General features: G+C 37.4%; 1 protein-coding gene. It reads right to left on the bottom strand.

The features are described 5' to 3' along the window. Positions 1-31 precede the first annotated feature (31 nt). Positions 32-19,543, bottom strand: a complete 19,512-nt coding sequence (locus tag FND99_RS04245; RefSeq protein WP_162615532.1) for a T9SS type B sorting domain-containing protein — start codon at positions 19,541-19,543, stop codon at positions 32-34. Between the last annotated feature and the right edge of the window lie 87 nt (positions 19,544-19,630).

The following is a 19,630-nucleotide window of genomic DNA, read 5'->3' as shown; positions in this document are numbered from 1 at the left end:
TTTAGATAACATCATTGGGGCTATAATTTTGTTATCTGTATAAAGTGAAATGTCCAACAAACTCTCTTGCATCTTTCTCGTCATTTAGTTTAAGAACATACCAGTAATCACCAGAAGGCAATTCTTCTCCATTGTATCTTCCGTCCCATTTTTGACCATAGTGATATTTAGCAATTACACGACCGTATCTGTCGAAGATTGAGAATTCAAGGTTGTTGTAAATATTTGTACAACCAGGTCCCCAAGTATCATAAACACCATCTCCGTTAGGCGTAAAGTAATTGTCTAAGCAAACATCAACATAAATCGCTGGCACTGTAATAGTCGCCGTACAGCCGTTTTGATCTCTTACTACTACTACGTAATCACCAGATTTGTAGATTTTGTATGTGTTAGAAGATGTAAACGGTTCTCCGTTGAAACTATACTCATAAGCTGGCGCTCCACCTGAACCTGTAACTGAAATTACGTTCATTTCAGGTTTTCCAGCAGATAAAGCAAGAGCTAATGGCTGCATCGCTTTGATATCAAAACTTGGTGTTGGAACCACACATCCGTTTGTATGTCTTGCATTGATAAAGTGTTTACCAGGAGCAAGATTTGTAAAGATGTTGCTTGTGTAATAAGTACCTGAACCATCAAGTTGATAATCAATATCTGCCAAATTAGTATTGCTAGGATCAACCGTAACTGTAACTCTATTAGCTTGTGCGTTATTTACACACTCGTATGAGATATCAATTGTTGGGTTTAAAGTAACCGGCTTAGCCATATCTACTTCCAGCAAAGTGATACAATTTGCATCTTTAACAAATACATTGTGTGTACCACCTTTCAAATTACTGAAAGTATGTTGTGTACCAACAACCGGAGCATACGTTCCGTTTTCGTTATCTAAACTAATTGTGTAAGGCGGTGTACCACCAGTGATATCAACTGTAAATGATCCGTCATTATCTCCTGCACAAACTTCTTCAATAATTGGTCCTACAACTTTAGCTATCAAAACAGTAGGTTCTTTAACTTCTAAATCTAAAAGTTGGAAACAAGAGTTTTCATCTTGAATTAACACTTGATATTTTCCAGCACTTAAATGATCAAATACAGATTTGTCATCAAACATTCCTAAGTTCGGAGAAATCGCATATTTGATTACTCCAGTTCCTCCACTTGCAGCGATTGATATTTTACCATCATTTGCAGCAAAACAAGTAGCGTCAGTTACTGTTGGGATAACAGACAATGGCGCGTTCGGCTCATTAATAGTAATTGCTTTAGAATTAAACTGGCAATCTCCACTATCAACACGTACTACGTAAACTCCTTGAGGAAGTAAATCGAAGTAACCTGTTGGTTGACCTGGACGTATCAAAACTCCATTTCCATCAAATAATGAATAAACATAGTTTGATAAACCTCCAACCGCTTCTGCATCAATTGCTGCTGTTGAGCTTCCTTTACAATAAACTAATGCGTTACTTAAATCTAATTTTAGATCTAATGGTGTTAATGCATCAATTGTAACATTGTTAGAAATCGTGCTCACACAACCTTTTGAATCTCTCACAAAATATTGGTGATTTCCAATACCTACACTAAATGTTGCTGGTAAAGTACCTAAAACTGTTGTAAAGTTCTTATCAGCACTGTATTCATAAGGTCCTGTTCCTCCAACTGCAGTTAATTTTAATGTTGCATCAGTTTTACAAGTTATACCAGTAGCTAATTCTAACGTTGGGATAACTTCTGATGGCTCATCAATAACTACTTCAGCAGTTGTTCCTGAACAATTTAATCCGTCAACAATAGTAACAGAATATCTTCCTGCTGCTAATCCTGTAAATACAGGAGAATCTTGCGGCGTTGTTGAAATAACAGGAGTAGTTGATAACATATTTAAAATATATGCATAATTACTTCCTTGACCACCAACTGGAGTTGATACTGTGATTACACCTGTATTCTCACCATGACATACTATAGAATTTGCTGTAGCTGTTACTGTAGCAGTTATTGGTGTTGGGTTGTTTAATGTTACCGTTGTTGTAGCAACACATCCTCCAACATCTTGTACGTTTAATGTGTAAGTTCCTGCTGTTAAATTATCAAACTCGAATTGATCTGTAAATCCTGCGCTAACTCCTACTAATTCGTATTTGTAAGCACCAGCCCATCCTCCTTCACCTGAGATTATAATTCTTCCGTCATTACCAGGATTGCAAGAAATCAAATCATGAATTTCAGATATTTTCAATACTGATAATGATTGCTGAATTGTAAAGTTTGTTTCAACTTGACAGAATGTTGGGTTCGGCAATGTTGCAACCGCTTTATAGTTACCAGCAATTAATCCGTTGATTGTTGCTTTACCTGAAGCATCGCTTGTACCGTTAGTAACTACGTTTCCTAATGCATCTGTTATTACGTATGTATATACACCTGCGTCATTTGTTGGAACCGGCAAATTATCTACCAATACTAAATCAACACTTCCATCAGCTGCACCATAACATTTAACATTTGAAACATTATCTGCATTCAAAGTAAATGTATTTGGATCATTAACAAAGTGATCTAACTGAATTATACATCCTGTAGCAGGGTTTTTTACAGTGATTGAATAGAATCCAATTGGTAAATTCTTGAAGATACCATTTGCGTTCGTTTGATTATATACCGTTCCGTTAACACCTGTAAGTGTATATTCTAATGGAATTGTAAATGCAACACCATTTTCATCTTGAACTGTAACTGCAATATCCTCATTAGTAGCACAAGTAATTGGAGTAACTGCTACATCGATCTTGTACATACGAGTGTATGGTAAAACTGTAGCTTCAAGAGATGTAGTCATACATCCGTTTTCGTCTGATACATTCACTGTATATTTTCCACCTAAGAAGTCACTTTCTGTATAAACTGAATCTAATCCGCTTTGAACAGAAACTCCATCTCTGAAGAATTCATAACTATATACTCCTGTACCTCCTGTAGGCATTGCTACAGAAACCTGTGCATAATCTGTTTTATTACCAGTTGCACAACCGTAAGGAGCTACAGTTGGGGTTGGCACTACAATTGCTTGTGGTGTGTCAACACTAATAGTCTGACTAACTGGACATCCTTTTCCAGAAGTTACAGTAACTGTATAGCTTCCAGTAGGAAGGTTCTTGAATACATTACCAACTAAAACCATTCCGACAGGAGAAGGATTAATTGAATATGTATAAACTGGATTATTGTTCACACTAGTTGTTGTAGCGGCCATGTTTACAGTAATCGTACCATTACTATCTCCAAAACAAAGTACTTTACTAGCAGTTAAAGTAAAATCAATAACTTGATTTGGCGCATCAATAACAACTGGAAGAGCTTTAGTACAATTTCCGTCTTGAACATAGAATGTATAGCTACCAGGAGCTAAGTTGCTAAATACATTTGCCGTAGCTCCTGTAACATAAGTTGTTCCGTCAATACTGTATTGGTAATTACCTGTTCCACCAGTAGCAGTTAATGTTACAACACCATTTGCAGTTAAACAAGTTGGAGTTGTAGTAAGATCAAATGACATTTGCAATGGCTCTAAGATCTTCACAGTACTAGTTACTTTACATTGATTAGCATCTTTAACATAAACAGTATAATCACCAGTTGTTTTAACTGTAAATACATTATTGTTTAACTGCCAAGTATTTCCATCTAAACTATACTGTAAATCTGTTGTAAATCCAGAAGCTGTAACTGTAATATTATAAGTATTTGCTGCGCTTGGACATTGATCAGCTACTACGCTAGCAATAACCGGCATTGGATCTGTAATAATTGTTATTGGAGTAGAAGTTTCACAACCATGCGAATCTTTTGCCCAAAGTACCCATGTAAATGCTTTGTCTAAGACTGCAGTATCTACCACATCATAAACTTTTGGATCACCTGCTTTAACAAATGCATACATATATCCTGGAGAACCATCAAAAGCAGTTGCTTTTATTTCTGCACCAGCATTACAATTTGCATGTTTGTTAGTCGCATAACTAACTCCTAATGCAACAGGTTCTGGAACCACAATCGATAAACTAGCCACACAGTCTGTTGTAGCATCTTTTACATCAATTTTATAAGTACCAGCAATTAAGTTTTTCAACTCAAAAGTATCTGTTCCAACTTGAGTAACTGTTCCAACTCCAGAAACCCCTGAAATTGTATGAGTAAATCCTGTTTGGAAACCTGAAACTTTAAATGTTACAGTACCATTAGCATCATTTTTACATGCAACTCCTGTAAATTCACCAGTTACGGCAATATTTACAACATCCGGAATATTTACAAATTCTTGATAAGTACATCCATTGTAGTCTTTTACTAAGAAAGTGTAATCTCCTGGAAGCAATCCTGGGAAGCTCGCCGCAACTGAAGAATCAGCTGTAGTGATAGGTCCAAAATTCGCAACCGGTGTTGCAGTATTTGTTGAAATAATACTGAATTCCAATGCTCCAACTCCATTAGTCGCTTTTACAGAAACCGTACTAACATTCTCACCTGGTTTACAAGTAATAGCTGTTGGCGTGAAGTTTAAGTCTGATGGCTTGTTCAATGGGTTAACTGTTACGTTTTGAGGCGCAGTTTCACATCCATTTGCATCTTTTACTGTATAACTGATAGTTTGAACTGATCCATTGTCACCAACAGTATACGTATTAGAATCTGAATAACCTTCGTTATTGAAATTATAGTAATAACCTGTTCCAATTCCGGTAGGAGTACCATCATGTCCTACTACAGTAATTACTGTTGTTGTGCTACATGTAGTGTTTCTTGGAAGAGGATCTGCTGAAGCAGTCAATTGAACCGGCTCTCCGATAACCACTGTTGTTACTACAGAAATACATCCTTTTGCATCAGTAACTGTCACGTCGTATGTTCCAGCTTTTAATCCTGTAAACACATTATTTGAAGGCTGAGCCACTGGAAGCAAAGGACTTGGCAATGTTCTTGTTACTGTATAAGTATAAGGTGGAAGACCTGTAGTTCCGTCAATATTGATCTGCATAGAAGCTGTTCCTCCAGCGCACAAAATTGGAGACACTACTGGAGTTGCAGTAATAACAGCCGGAAGCGGTGTATTAACTGTAACTTTTTCCGTTGTAACTGTACAAGTTGCGGCATTGCTGTCTTTAATTACAAAAGTATAGTCTCCTGCACTAGCCACAGACTCTGTAAAGGTACGTGTAGCAGATGTTTTTGGACCTGCAACCAAAGTTGCTCCTAAATACATTTCATAAGTAAATGGTGCAATTCCATTTGTAATCGTTACATCAATCGTAGCGTTTACAGCAGCTGAAGGTGCACAATAAAGATCTTTTGAAACAAGTGCTTGAGCTAATAACTGCTCTTCAATTTTATACGGAATTGTAGCCTCACAACCGTTGTCATCTGTAACACCTAATGTATAAGTACCAGGTGCAGTGAATTCAGCTGTTGCAGAAGTCAATACCGAACCGTTTAATGTATATGTTTTTGTTCCATTATAAGTTGATGTCAATGTGCTCAAATCAACTGTAAGTTTAGAACCTGTGTAACACTGAGGTGCTGCTGGTGTTATAGAAGGTGCAGCATTATAAGTTACTAACACCGTTTTAGACGCAATACATCCTTTTGAATCTTTTACATAAACATCCCACGATAAGTCTGTTAGGTTAGTGTCAACTTTAAGTATTGCATTATCTACATAAGAACCTGCCGCAGGAGTTCCTGTTCCAGATTTTATAACTGCATACGTATATGTTCCTGTACCTCCAGCTTCACCGCTTACTGTGATCTCTGACTCATCTCTTGAACAGAAAACCTTAGTAGCTGCTGTATTGAATGTAATAGCTGCTGGAGTAGTGAACGTTACACTATCGTCTTTCGTACATCCTGTTGTTGCATCTACAACTGTAACCGTATACGTTCCTGCTGGAAGGTTAGACAACGTGATTACGTCACCTGTCTGACTGATATTAGCAGGAGCTACTGATGGTGAAACATTAACTGAGTAATTTCCTGTTGCACTGAAAGCTGAAACAGTGAATTTTGCAACTCCGTTGTCTGTTATACCATTAGCTGGGTTACATGAAATATCGCTTACCAGCTCACCATGAATGTCAATATTTACAACATTCGGAATATTTACAAATTCTTGATAAGTACATCCGTTGTTGTCTTTTACCTCGAAAGTATAATCTCCTGGAAGCAATCCTGGGAAGCTCGCCGCAACTGAAGAATCAGCTGTATTGATTGGCCCTAAATTCGCAACCGGTGTTGCTGTATTTGTTGAAATAACTTTGAAAATCAATGCTCCAACTCCATTAGTTGCTTTTACAGAAACTGTGCTCACATCCTCACCTGGTTTACAAGTAATTGCTGTTGCTGTAAAGTCTAAATCTGTTGGTTTATTCAATGGATTAACATCAATTGATTTTGGTGGCGTTTTACATCCATTAGCATCTTTTACAGAATACCAAATCGTTTGAATACTTCCATTATTATCAACCGACAATGTATTACTAGTATCATAAGTTACTCCATTATCAAAACTATATGTATAACCTGACGTACCAGGTGTACCATCTGTACCTGTCACTGTAACAATCGTAGTTGGATTACAAGTAGTATTAACTGAAAGTGCCGCCGATGATTTTAATGCAACTGGTTCAGTAATAACAATTGCAGGAACCGCTGCTGAAATACAACCGTATGCATCTGTAACCACCACTGTGTATGAACCCGCTGGTAATCCAGTATAATTTCCAGAAGTATCTCCACTATTATTTGCTCCTGCTCCGCTTAAAGCAAATGTGTATGGTCCAACACCATTTGCTGGTACAACTGTAATAGTTCCTGTGAAATCTCCACTACATTTAACATCTAATTTAGATGTTGTGAAAGTTGGATTAACAGGCGCTTTTACATCAATTACCTCACTTGTCACAGGACAAGAATTACTATCCGTAACACGGAAAACGTAAGATCCCACAACACTTGTTGTATATGGTAAAGTTGATATTGTTGTGAATCCAGTATTGTTAACATTTACTTCAAAAGTATAACCCGGTTTACCTCCACTTGCTGTTAAAGTAAATTGAGCTGCCGTTATAGGTAAAGCCACGCAAGTGATCTCTTTATCTTGAACAACACTTAGCGTTAAAGGTGTAAATACTGTTGTTTGAGTTGTACTTGTGGCAATACAGCCGTTTTTATCTTTTACGTACACTGTATAAGCATCCGACGCTGTTGTTGGAGCTGGTACCGTGAATGTATAAGTCAATCCTGAACTTGTAAAATAATCTGTTCCATTGATACTGAAACTTAATGGTTGAACACCAGTTCCCGTCGCAGTAAATGTATAATTTCCATTAGCTGTACATTGATTATTAGCCAATGCAGGTGTTGAAACTGTTGGCGTATCATCTTTAGTAATCGTAACAGTAGTCACAGCAGGACAACCATTACCGTCGTTAATGTACACATCAACCAACCATGTCATTCCTAATCCAGCTGCCACACCATTTGTTAAAGTTGATGTATCAATAGTAGTTACATTTGAATATGTACCTGCTGGTTTTCCATTTTCAACTATAGAATACGTATAATTCAATGTTCCACCTACAGGCGACATTGTAAGTGTAGAAACAGGGTCGTTACAATTTACATTACTAGCTACTGCAGTTAATGATAGTAATGCAGGCTCTGTAATTGATACTGATTTGGTAATCTCACATTGAGTTGTATTGTCTTTAAATGTTACAGTATATGTACCTTTCTTTAGATTAGTTAAAGTAACAACATCCCCAGCTTTTGTGTCAGAATATGTTAAAGCAGCTGGACTTGTTGTAACTGAATAAGTAAATGCTCCAGAAGCAGTAAAATCACTTGCTGTAAATGTAGCGCTACCAGTTGCACCGCCATTACAGCTCACATTTGCAACTACTTTTTCCAATACTTGTAATGCTGGTAAACTAGGAACAGTAAATGATTTTTCATCTGTACATAAATTACTATCTGTAACTCTAAATACATAATCACCGGCAGTTAATCCCGTATAAATACCAGAAACATCTCCACTCGTACTGCTTGTTGGCCCAGATATCATTTTAAATGATACCGTACCTACTCCATGTGTGTAATTTATTTTTACATCACTAACTAATGAAGGACAAGTCATTTGAGTAGGCGTAAATCCAGAAATTACTGGTGGATCTAATGCATCAATGATTTGCGTTTGCATAGCAGACAAACAACCATTACCGTCTTTAACAATTATTTGGTATGTTTTCGCATTTGTTGTTGTAAGTACATTGTTACCAGAGAAATGTCCTCCGTTGTCAAAACTATATTCATAGTTTCCTGCACCACCATTAGCTGTAACGGTGATTGTAGCATCAGTAGGATTATTTCCTCCGCCACAAAGCATCTGAGTGGCATCAATTTTAGTAATGACTACAGGTGTAGGATCAACTACAGTAACATCTATAGATACGTAACAGCCTTTGCTGTCCTTAACATAATATTTAACTAAACCTTCAGCAGCTGTTTGTGTGAAAACATTATTTGTTTGCGTCGCTAATGCTGGAACAGCTCCTTTTCCATAGGTATAAATACCAGTTCCTCCAGTTGCTGTTATCGTAACATTGGCAGCATCGCCAACACATAAAGGTGTTCCAACACTACTAACAGGAGTAATTGGGATCAATGCATCAATTTTAACATCAACTGTTGCCGTACAAGATCCATCATTTACTTGGAAAGTGTAATTTCCAGCATCTAAATCTGTAAAAATACCAGTTGTTGCACCAGTTGTATTTGGAGTGGTTCCTGCAATAATTGTATACGTATAACTTGTGTTAATTCCGCCTTCAGCTTTAACTGTTACAGATGCATTTGGTGCAGGTGAATTACAGTCAAGTTCTTTTTTGGCAATTACACCAAGTGTTAATATATCTCTAACAATATATGGAGCTGTTGCTGTACATGCATTTCCATCTCTTATACCAATTGTATATGTTTTAGCCGCTGTAATAGTAGCGAATTCATCAGCTAAATCTACTCCGTCTAGTGTATAAACTGGCGTACCAACAGTTGAAGTAAAGTATTTGCTTAAATCTACTGTAAATGAAGCTCCTGTAAAACATGGAACTGCAGGACCGGCAATTGCACTCGGAGGCAAATCTTTTCCAATTGTAACATCAACTTTGGCAGTACAGCCATTTTTATCTTTTACCCAAATATCCCAATCTGTTCCAGTCTCATAATCAATAAGTACTGGATTGTTAGGAAGGTAACCGCTTGTTGGTTCAATCGCTCCATCGGCCACGAAAGTATATTCGTAAGGACCGGTACCTCCAACAGTTTTTAGGAAAACTTGAGCAAATTTGTTACAATTATCATTTACCTGACTAACAATACTTGGTGTTACCGATTGTAATGGTTGTGTAATTTCAAATTCCATAGAATTCGAACATTCTGTACCATCAATTTCCTTCGCCACTAAAGTATATAAACCTGCTGGCAAATTAGTAAAACTACCCTGCATTGGGGCAGGCAAAGCAACGTCTAAAGGTGGTGCAACTGATACATTTGATAGTTGATCTACTACCTCAAAACGTATTTTTGTTACAGAAGGATCATATCCAGATACCTTAAAGCTTATGGCGCCATTTGGAGTAGCTGGTGAAGTATTACAAGAAACATTGTTTGTTATAACATTGTCAAATTCTATTAATGATAATTTCGGTATTTTCACCTCAATAACAGATACACATCCATTATTATCTTCAACCTGGAAAAAATAAGTTTGACCGAAGTTTAAATTGTCAAATTTATAAAAATCGTTTGTAGTAGGAGCAGAAACTGAAGTTGGATCTCCTACTATTGAATATTTATAATCTGGCGCACTTGGAAAGGTAGGATCCAACTTCAGATTAACTGTAGCTCCAGCAGTACAAGTACCACTAATATCTACAGGTAAAAATTGAAGATATGGAACTGTGTAAATAGTTTGTTTATCGCTTAAATATTCACAGCCATTTGTATCAACAACTGATACATAGTAAATCCCGAATGTCAGATTATTTGGAAACGTATAAGTTCTTGAAAATGTCGATGAACTTGTGTGAATTGGTGAATGCGCCTTATCATATAAAGTGTAAATAAAAGGTCCTACACCATTTGTTAAAGAACTTACTTCTATACTTCCCGGCTTATTGCTATTACATTTTATATCATTAGTTTTAATTACCGCCGTTATAGCTAGAGGCTCACCAATTGTAACAGTTAAAGCGTCTCTACATCCTCTCGCGTCTTCAACAATATAATTATATGTACCAGCTGCTAATCCTCCAAATGTATTTCCAAAATCTAATGGACTTCCATTTAAGCTATATTTATAAGGCGCTTTACCTCCTGAACCATTAAATGTAACCGAACCATCACTGCTTCCATTACAATTTGTATCTGTTACAACTGGATTGGCAGCAACAGTACCTGTTGGTGTAACAGCTATTGTATTTGTTCTTACAGGACAACCTTTGCTGTCTGTAACTTCAAAACTATAATTTCCTTGTACAGTAAATGTTTCCGTGAAACTAGGTGTAGCAATACCTGTCACCGGAGCTCCCACTGCTACTGCTCCATTATAAATTTGATAGCTAAAAGGTGCTGTTCCGTTAGTAATATCCACTGTGATTGAAGCTGCAGCAGGTGCAGAACAAGTGATGTCTTTATTTGAAGTTGCTGTTGCAAAAATTTGTTTATCAACAACATAATCCTTAACATCAGGACAACCATTAGCATCGATAACTCCTACTTTATATGTTCCAGGAGCTATAACTGTATATGTATTTCCAGGCAATGTAGAACCATTAACAGTGTACTTTAATGTTCCTTTTCCAGATCCTGATAGTGTTATCGTAAATGGTGAAGTAAAACATTGCTGTGCAGGAAGATTTATCACTGCATCAGGATCTTTAGCAATCGTAATTGGCAACGATTTTTCACAACCATTAGCATCTTTTACCCACGCATACCATGTAGTAATCGTTGGATCTAAATCAGCGCTATTTGCATTTAAAACATAATCCGTCGATGCAGGGTTTCCTGTAGTACTTCTAAAAACGTAGCTATAAGGCGCTTTTCCACCACCACCAGTTACAGTAACTTTTGAGTTTGGCTGACCACAATTAGCATTTTTATTTGAAGCAAGCGTTAAAGTTACAGCTGCTGGTTCAGTAATTGTAAAACTTACATCTTTGAAACAATCTGTAAGATCATCTTTAACTCTTAATGTATAAGCTCCCTGAACTAATCCAGTAATGTCAACTGTGCTTCCTGATTTTGCAACAGTTCCTGATCCAGCTGTTAATGTCGCTGTATAAGTTCCTGCATATGCAGAAACAGTAACTGCCGCAGAACCTGTGTTCCCAGAATTACAAGCTACATTTGTTTGAGATAATAAAGAAGCTGTAATATTTACAAGTGGTTTAACAGTATAAGATAAAATAGCTGAACAACCATTAAAGTCAGTTACTTTAAATACGTAAACACCATCTGCTAATCCAGTGAATTTTCCGTCAGCAGCACCCGTAGTATTACTAGTTGGTCCTGAAACAATAGTATATGTTAACGGCGCAACACCATTACTTGTTAATACATCAACATTACTTTTATCTTCTCCTGGTTTACAAGTAATCAATGATCCATTAAATCCTGTAATTTTTGGCGGATCTAATGCAATAAAATTTTGTGATGTTAACGTTTGTGTACAATTGTTGCTGTCTCTCATTACAACCGTCACTAAACCTGCAACACTTGTGCTATAAGTATTAGTAGAAGAGAATGCTCCACCATTAAAACTATATTCATATCCTGTATTAGAACCCCCTGTTGGAGAAGTCACTGTAATAGTTGCATTTTTTGTTGTATTATCAGTGTTACAAGCTATTGGAGTTGAAGTTACAGTAGCACTTAATGGATTTGGGTCACTCAGTGTAATTTGACCAGTGGCTATACATCCTTTAGCATCTGTTAAAAGAATATCGTAAACTCCAGCGCTTAAACCTGCGGCCGACGCTGTACTTGAAACTACAACAGCTCCTTTTTTGATTGAATAAGTGAATGGAGGTAAACCAGTTGGATTAGTAATATTAATTAATCCATTTGTACCTCCAACGCATGTTGGATTTTTCTCATTATGAGTGAACGACGGAATTGTTTTTGGTGTAATTGTTATTACGTTCGACACTCCAATACAACCAGCATTATCAGTTACTCTAAACTGGTAATCTCCAGAATTTCCAGTACTAAATGGCGATGTTACTGTAGACCATGGTCCAGCACCATTAAATTGTACTTCGTATTTTGTATATGTACCTGTTCCACCAACTGCTCCAAAAGAAATTTGAGCATTGCTGATACAGTCTAAATCTTTAACTCTTGTTGCTGTAATTACCAGTTCTGGCTTAACTACATACGTTGCAGTTGCACTACAACCATTAGCATCTGTTGCAACAATAGTATATGTATTACTTGCCGTAATATTATAAGTTGTAGTTGTAAGAGTCAATCCGTTTACGGTATACGTATGTGTTCCTGTACCTGGATTAAAGAACGTGCTTACATCTATTGCAGTGGTAGAAGGTGCTTTAAAACAGAATGTTGCAGGAGCTGGAGACTTCAAAGTTGGTGAAGCATCTCTTATAATTGTTAATGGAAATGGTCCAGCTGTACAATCATTTTGATCCATTACATACACATCCCAAGAACGGTTAACTTGTCCTACTCCTGTATTAATAGTTGTATTTGAAGATGAAAAAGCTGCTGCTGCAGGCATTCCTGTTCCTGAAAGAACATAAGCATATTTATAATTTGGTACACCGCCATTAGCAGTAACCACGATATTTGAAATTGAATTATTACAATTTACATTTGAAGCTGTAGCTGCAGTAATTGTAATTGCAGTTGCCGCACCAACTGTAACCGAAGCGGTATTAGAAGTACATCCTGTTGTAATATCTTTTACCACAAGTTTATACACTCCCGCCGCTAATCCTGTTACCGTAACGACATCATTATTTTTTGTCGCTGTACCTGAAGCTGGGGTTAAAGTATAAGTAAAATTACCTGTTGAACTTGCTCCCGTTACTGTAAATGTTGCTGTTCCATCTGAAGATCCAACACATTTTACATCCGTTTTTTGGCTTGATACTGAAATGCTAGGTGCACCATCAATAACAATTGAACCGCTTTTTGAACAGCCGTTTGCATCTTTAACCTCAAAAGTATAGTTTCCTGCACCTAGTCCTGAGAATGTACCGTTAGTATTTGAAGTCCCCGCGCCAGGTCCCGCCAAAATAGTATAAGTAAACGGTGAAATTCCACCTGCAAGCGGACTTACTATCACCTGTGTAGTCGTATTCAAACAAGTTATCGCCGCAGGAGTATTAAACTTCACTCCAGTTGGAGGATTAAATGCCGGAACACTAATTGTTTTTGTAAGCGTACATCCGTTAGAATCCTGAACAGAATAAGTAATCGTCTGAGCAGAAGACGTAAGGGTTACAGGCAATGTGTTTGTGCCAGTATAAGTCGGGTTGTTGTTGAAACTGTATTTAAAGCTTCCTGATCCACCACCTGCTGTAACCGTAATTAATGTAGTAGGACTACAAGCAGTATTCGGTGGGAAGCTTGCAGAAGAAGTTACTTGTGCAGGTTCACTAATAATAACCGACGCCGTTCCTGTACATCCTAGATTGTCTGTAACAGTAATGTCATAAGTCCCTGCGGTCAGCCCCGTAGTGCTCGCTGTCGTAGAAACTGTCGTTGCAACTTTTTTAACACTGTAAGTATATGGTGCCTTTCCTGATGTAGGTGTAATATTTATCGTTCCTGTAGCATCAGAAAAACATTTTACATCAGTTTTTGAAGTGCTTAAAGTCAATGTTGTAGGTTTTATTGTTACTACAACATCATTTGAAATAGCAGAACATTTTGGAGTAGCTGAGTCAGTTACTCTAAAGGTATAAGTACCCGCTGCTGTCGCATCGTAAGTGTTGCTTGGGATAGAACTGAATGTACCAGTGGCACCAGTTGTTGAAACCTCATAAGTATAACCCGGTTTACCACCACCAGCTGTAAGGTTGATTTTAGTATTTGGCGTACAAGTAACATCTGGTACTGGCGCTGCAGAAAGAGTCAACTGAGGCGCAACAACATAAGGAGTTTGTGCGATACAGCCAAAACCGTCTTTAATATATAATGTATATGAACCTGCCCCTAAACTAAATGTAGGTGAAGTTACATAAGTATTGTTATCGATACTGTAAGTTGGAGTACCAACTACGTTACCTGTAATAGTAACAGAAATTGGTGTTCCAGTATAACACTGGCTTGCCGGTGTATTAATTTGTGGAGGTGTTTCTTGTCCTATTGTAATCGTTTGCTTTGGGGCAACACATCCATTGCTGTCTTTTACATAAACATCAATAGTTAATCCTAATACAGCTGTATCAACAGTTGTTGCTCCTGTATAAAGACCCGCCGCTGGAGCCGTAGGCCCTGAAGTTACGTATGCATAAGTATAACCCGGTTTTCCTCCTGATAAAGTTGGGAAACTGATTGTAGAAATTTTATTGTTACAGCTGATCTTTGTAGCCTGAACAGTAAAGTTGATAGCAGTAGCTGCATTTATAGTAGCTACAACGCTAGCTGTAGAACAACCAGTCGTTTTGTCTTTTGCTATAAAGGTATAGCTGCCTGCAGCCAATCCTGTAACTTTAACCACATTTCCTGTCTGGGTATCCGTAGTTACGGCAGGTGTAATAGTATATGTAAAATTACCTGTAGAACTTACACCACTTACTGTAAATGTTGCTGTACCGTCGCTTGAACCAAAACATTGTACATCTGTACTTCCTTTGGTAGCCGAGATAGTAGCTGCTGGATCAATAACAATTGAACCACTTTTCGCACAGCCGTTTGCATCCTTAACCTCGAAAGTATAGTTTCCTGCACCCAGTCCTGAGAATATTCCATTTGAATTTGAAGTTCCTGCTCCAGGTCCAGCTAAAATAGTATATGTAAATGGTGAAATTCCACCCGCAAGCGGGCTTACCGTCACGCTCGTAGTTGTATTTGTACATGTAATTGCTGCAGGAGTTGTAAACTTAATTCCTGTCGGTGGATTGAATGCTGGAACAGTAATTGTTTTTGTAAGTGTACAACCATTAGCATCCTGCACTGAATATTTGATGTTCTGAGCAGCAGTTGTAAGCGTTACAGGCAACGTATTTGTTCCTGTAAACGTAGTACTTCCATTAAAACTGTATTGGAACGTACCTGTTCCGCCACCTGCTGTAACCGTAATTAATGTAGTAGAACTACAAGAGGTATTTGCAGGGAAAGATGCTGAAGATGTAACCGCTGCTGGATTTCCTAAAGTAACTCCAATAGATTTAACACATTTAGTATTAGTGTCTCTTACATATAAAGTATAGCTTCCTGCTGCAAATCCTGTAAAAAGTGGGTTGGTAACATAGTTCGTTCCATCTTTACTGTACTCAAATGCTCCTGTACCTCCGCCTGGTTGCAATAATATTGTTCCTGTAGAATCGCCATTACATTTTGGATCTGTGTTTTGAGATCCCAAAGTAATCGCTGTAAGTGCGTCAATAGTTGCATCGCTTGTTGTTAAACAGCCTTTAGCATCTTTGATTTGAAATTTATAATAACCTGGTGTTAAAATAGAATAAGTAAAAGTGTTTCCATTACTAGCTGGCTGTGTTAATGCGCCAGTAGTTGCTCCAGATGTAATTGTTACAGTATATGGTGCAGTACCACCTCCTATTGTTCCTGTAATAACAGCTCTATCGTTTGGTGCAGGATCACAATCTATTGGTGAGGTAACAGTTGAACTTGTTACCAATTCATCAACTATTGTTTGAGAAATTGGAGCTATTAAGGTACAACCATTCTTATCTGTAATATCAAAAGTATATGAACCAGATTGTGCAGCATGATAGGTAAAATTAGGTCCGTCAAAAGGAGCGCTCTCAGCACTTTTTGAACCTGAATTAAATTTCACATTATAGGTATATGGCGCTACTCCACCGCTAACTTGTACTGTAATATCTTGTCCTGTACCAGAATTGAAGCAGGTAGGAGTAGTTACGAAAGTTGCTGTAGGTTTTACTGGATTAAGAATAGTCACATTGGCCGAAACATTTCCTGGACATCGATTCTTATCACGAGCATAAACAATATAATTCCCTGGCGCAATGTTGCTAAATACTCCTCCGGTTGGTACAGTATAATCAACTACAAGTGTACCATCTGATTTTTTTAATTGGTACTCATATGGAGCAGTTCCAAATGTTGCCTGAGCAGTAATTGTTCCGCCTAAAAGACATGTAGCAAGTTGCGTAACATTCGCAGAAACTTGCAAAGCGGTTGGAGCAGTAATATCTTGAGAGAAAGGCAAAGTACAACTTGAGGCTAGATTTTCGTAGCGTACTCTTATTTGGTAATTTTTCTCTACTAAACCTGTAATTGTAACACTACCGCTAGTTGATGCAGGAACTGGTACATAAGTTTTCCAGGTCGCTCCATCTATTGAATATTGAAATCCTTTAGTTTTATCAAAATTTTGAGCCGATATCGTAAGTTGGCCATTTGTATCTCCTTTACAAAGAAGATTTTTTACTCCAGTAATATCAGCAGAGAAAGCTTTTGAACCATCAACATTAATATTGAAATCTTGTACGGTACCACAAGCTCTTGGTATTTGTCGTACCCAGATATCGTCCATTACTAAGTCATTTCCATTATATTCAATACTTCCTGAGCGAATCTTAAACGTCAAGTTAGTATTGTTGCCAGGATTTAATGACAATGTCTTTTGCAACCATTTGTTTCTATCAGGACCATCTTTGTCTCCAGCAATTATTCCGGTTTTATCTGTGGCCACGACATTACCCGCTGGATCCACTAATTCAATAATCAAATCTGGAGACGCTCCATCTTTTCCTTTTTTTAGTAAATTACCCACATATAAATCAATCAAAACGGGTTGATTCGGAATTACATCGACAATTGGCATACTGTATAAAACTCCGTAATCACCAGCTGCTTTTCCAATGTTTACATGTAATAATCTTCCGTTTGCATCTCCTACTCCATTTAAATTATTTGGATTCGTGGTATGATCTTTAAAGTGAAACCATGCACCATTTCCAACGTATGTATTACCACTGTAATCATCTCCTCTCCAAAAGAAACTTGCCACCGAGTATTGGTTATCTTCAATAGAACGTTTTACTGTTGCATTACAAGTATAAGGAGGGTTTACCCTTTGGTCATTAAAACAATAGGTACTCGCAATTCCAGGTGTAGTTGTTGTTCCACCACTACCAAAACTTTCGATCAACAAGTTACTATATGTTGAAACGTTTAATACAGTATATTCTACCGTTACAGTATGTGGTCCTTCACTAACATTTAAAAATACATTAGATGGTGTATTGTTGTTTAGAAATCCATCCATGTAATATTTATAGCTGAACTTCGAATCTGGAACTCCACCATTAACTTGAACGGTAGTCGTTGCTGAGCCATCACAATTAAATACGGGATCCAAAACCTTAATAGTAGGAGGCGCTGGTTTATCATCCAGTTTAATACCGGTCATATCATACGTACAACCTACAGCATCCTTTATACTAAAAGTGTAAGGTCCTCCTGGATAAATATACATTTCGTTAGAACTGCTCCAAGGTGACCCCATAAAACTATATTGGTACGGAGGTACTCCCCCTTGTGGATTCACGATACGCGCCAAACCTTGTTCTTCCTTTCCTACTGGACCACAACCAGATAATGCTGCAATACCAGCAGATGCTGTCAAAGGAGTAGCTGCACCAACAGTCGTCATGATTGCTGGATCGACACAATAAGCATTACTTGCACCACTTACACCTGTTTTTCGGTATTGCACCACAACATAGTAAATACCTGAAACAAGATTTGGAAAAACATTGCTGTTTTTAAAAGTTGAACCATTGTCAATACTGTATTGAATGTCTGTAAAACCATTTGGAGCAGTAACATTTACCGTTATTTTTCCTGATGCGCCTGTACAAGTACCATCTATTTTATCAATTTTGTAAACTGGTTTATCTACGGCACCAATATCAATAGTTTTATCAGCTGTACATCCGTTACCGTCTTCAACACGAATTACGTAAGATCCAGCTTTTGCAACTGTAATGATATTGGTAACATTCGCAACATTCACAAATCCTGTGTTGTCGATATTAACATAATATCTATATGGTGCTTTTCCACCTGTAACAGATCCTGTAATTTCACCCGTCACACATGGAGTTAAGCTTGTTGTTAATGTTGATGTGTTTTTTAATACAGCCGGAGTTGCGTCAATTGTAAGATCTATCTTTTTGTCGACAGCACAAGTACCGTCAATAGAAGTTACAACCGTATATTTTCCCGCCGCCAATCCAGTAAATGTGTACTCTGGAATTTTTGTAACAGGAGTAGTTATGGTAGTAGTACTAGGACTAGGACCGGTTATTGAATAAACATATTGCAAGTTAACATCATTAGCAAATACTCTAATGCTTCCAAGATCACCACTACATTTTGCAGAAGTAACCTGACTATCAACTACAAATGTTGTTTGATTAATAACAATGTTCGGAACCTTAAAATCACAAGAACCAGAAACACCAGCCAATCTTATAAATATATTATAGTTTCCTGCAGAAGTAACATCAAAAACGTTGCTAGTCTGCCAAGATAATGGCGGAGCAGAAGTTGGAGTTATACCATACTCATAACCGCTTCCAAAACCATTAACTGTGATTTTACCGTTAATAGTACAAGTAGTTCCATATTTAATAATATCGTTTTTTGCAATAGCACCAGGATCTAATGTGTTTTGGTACACATTAAAATAAAATGTATAAGGTGTTCCGGCATTATCTATAATTCTAACTCTGTACTGACCTGCACTAGCAGCCAAATAATCAACCGCAGTTCCCACTGATGTCCAGCAAGAAGCCGCCGCAGTTTCATTGGCACAATTTGTATTAGAAACATTTAAACAAGAACCTCCTACATTAAATTTTTCCCAAACAATTAATTGAGGATTTACTAGTCCTGTTTGAATAAGTCTTGTTTCATTACTTCCGCAAAGAAATAATTTCGGAAGCTCTTTACCGTCATTCGGACAGATTGAAACGGTTCCTAAATAGGGTGATTTAGCATATTTGATTGCCGGATTCACCATAGGAGCAGCTGGTTTATCAGCACCATTATCGCCTTTCGCCGATAGACCAAATTGATCGCCAGGCAGATTATTTGTTTTTAAGAATAAATTCTCATTCAAGTTTGCATTAAACTTTGAATTGTACGCTACCAAATTTTGCGAGTAGGACGCAAAATGGAATAACATAGCTAAAACAAAAATCAACGTTTTTAGAATAGTAGGTTTTTTCATAATCATTCTTTTGTTTACTTCCGTCTTATCCACTAAGGGGCAATAGTGAATAAAGCAATTAGTATTCTATTTATTATTTTGAGCCTT

It is taken from the genome of Flavobacterium daemonense (assembly GCF_007341385.1).
Classification (GTDB): Bacteria; Bacteroidota; Bacteroidia; order Flavobacteriales; family Flavobacteriaceae; genus Flavobacterium; species Flavobacterium daemonense.
This window is presented reverse-complemented; position numbering and strand designations above follow the sequence as displayed.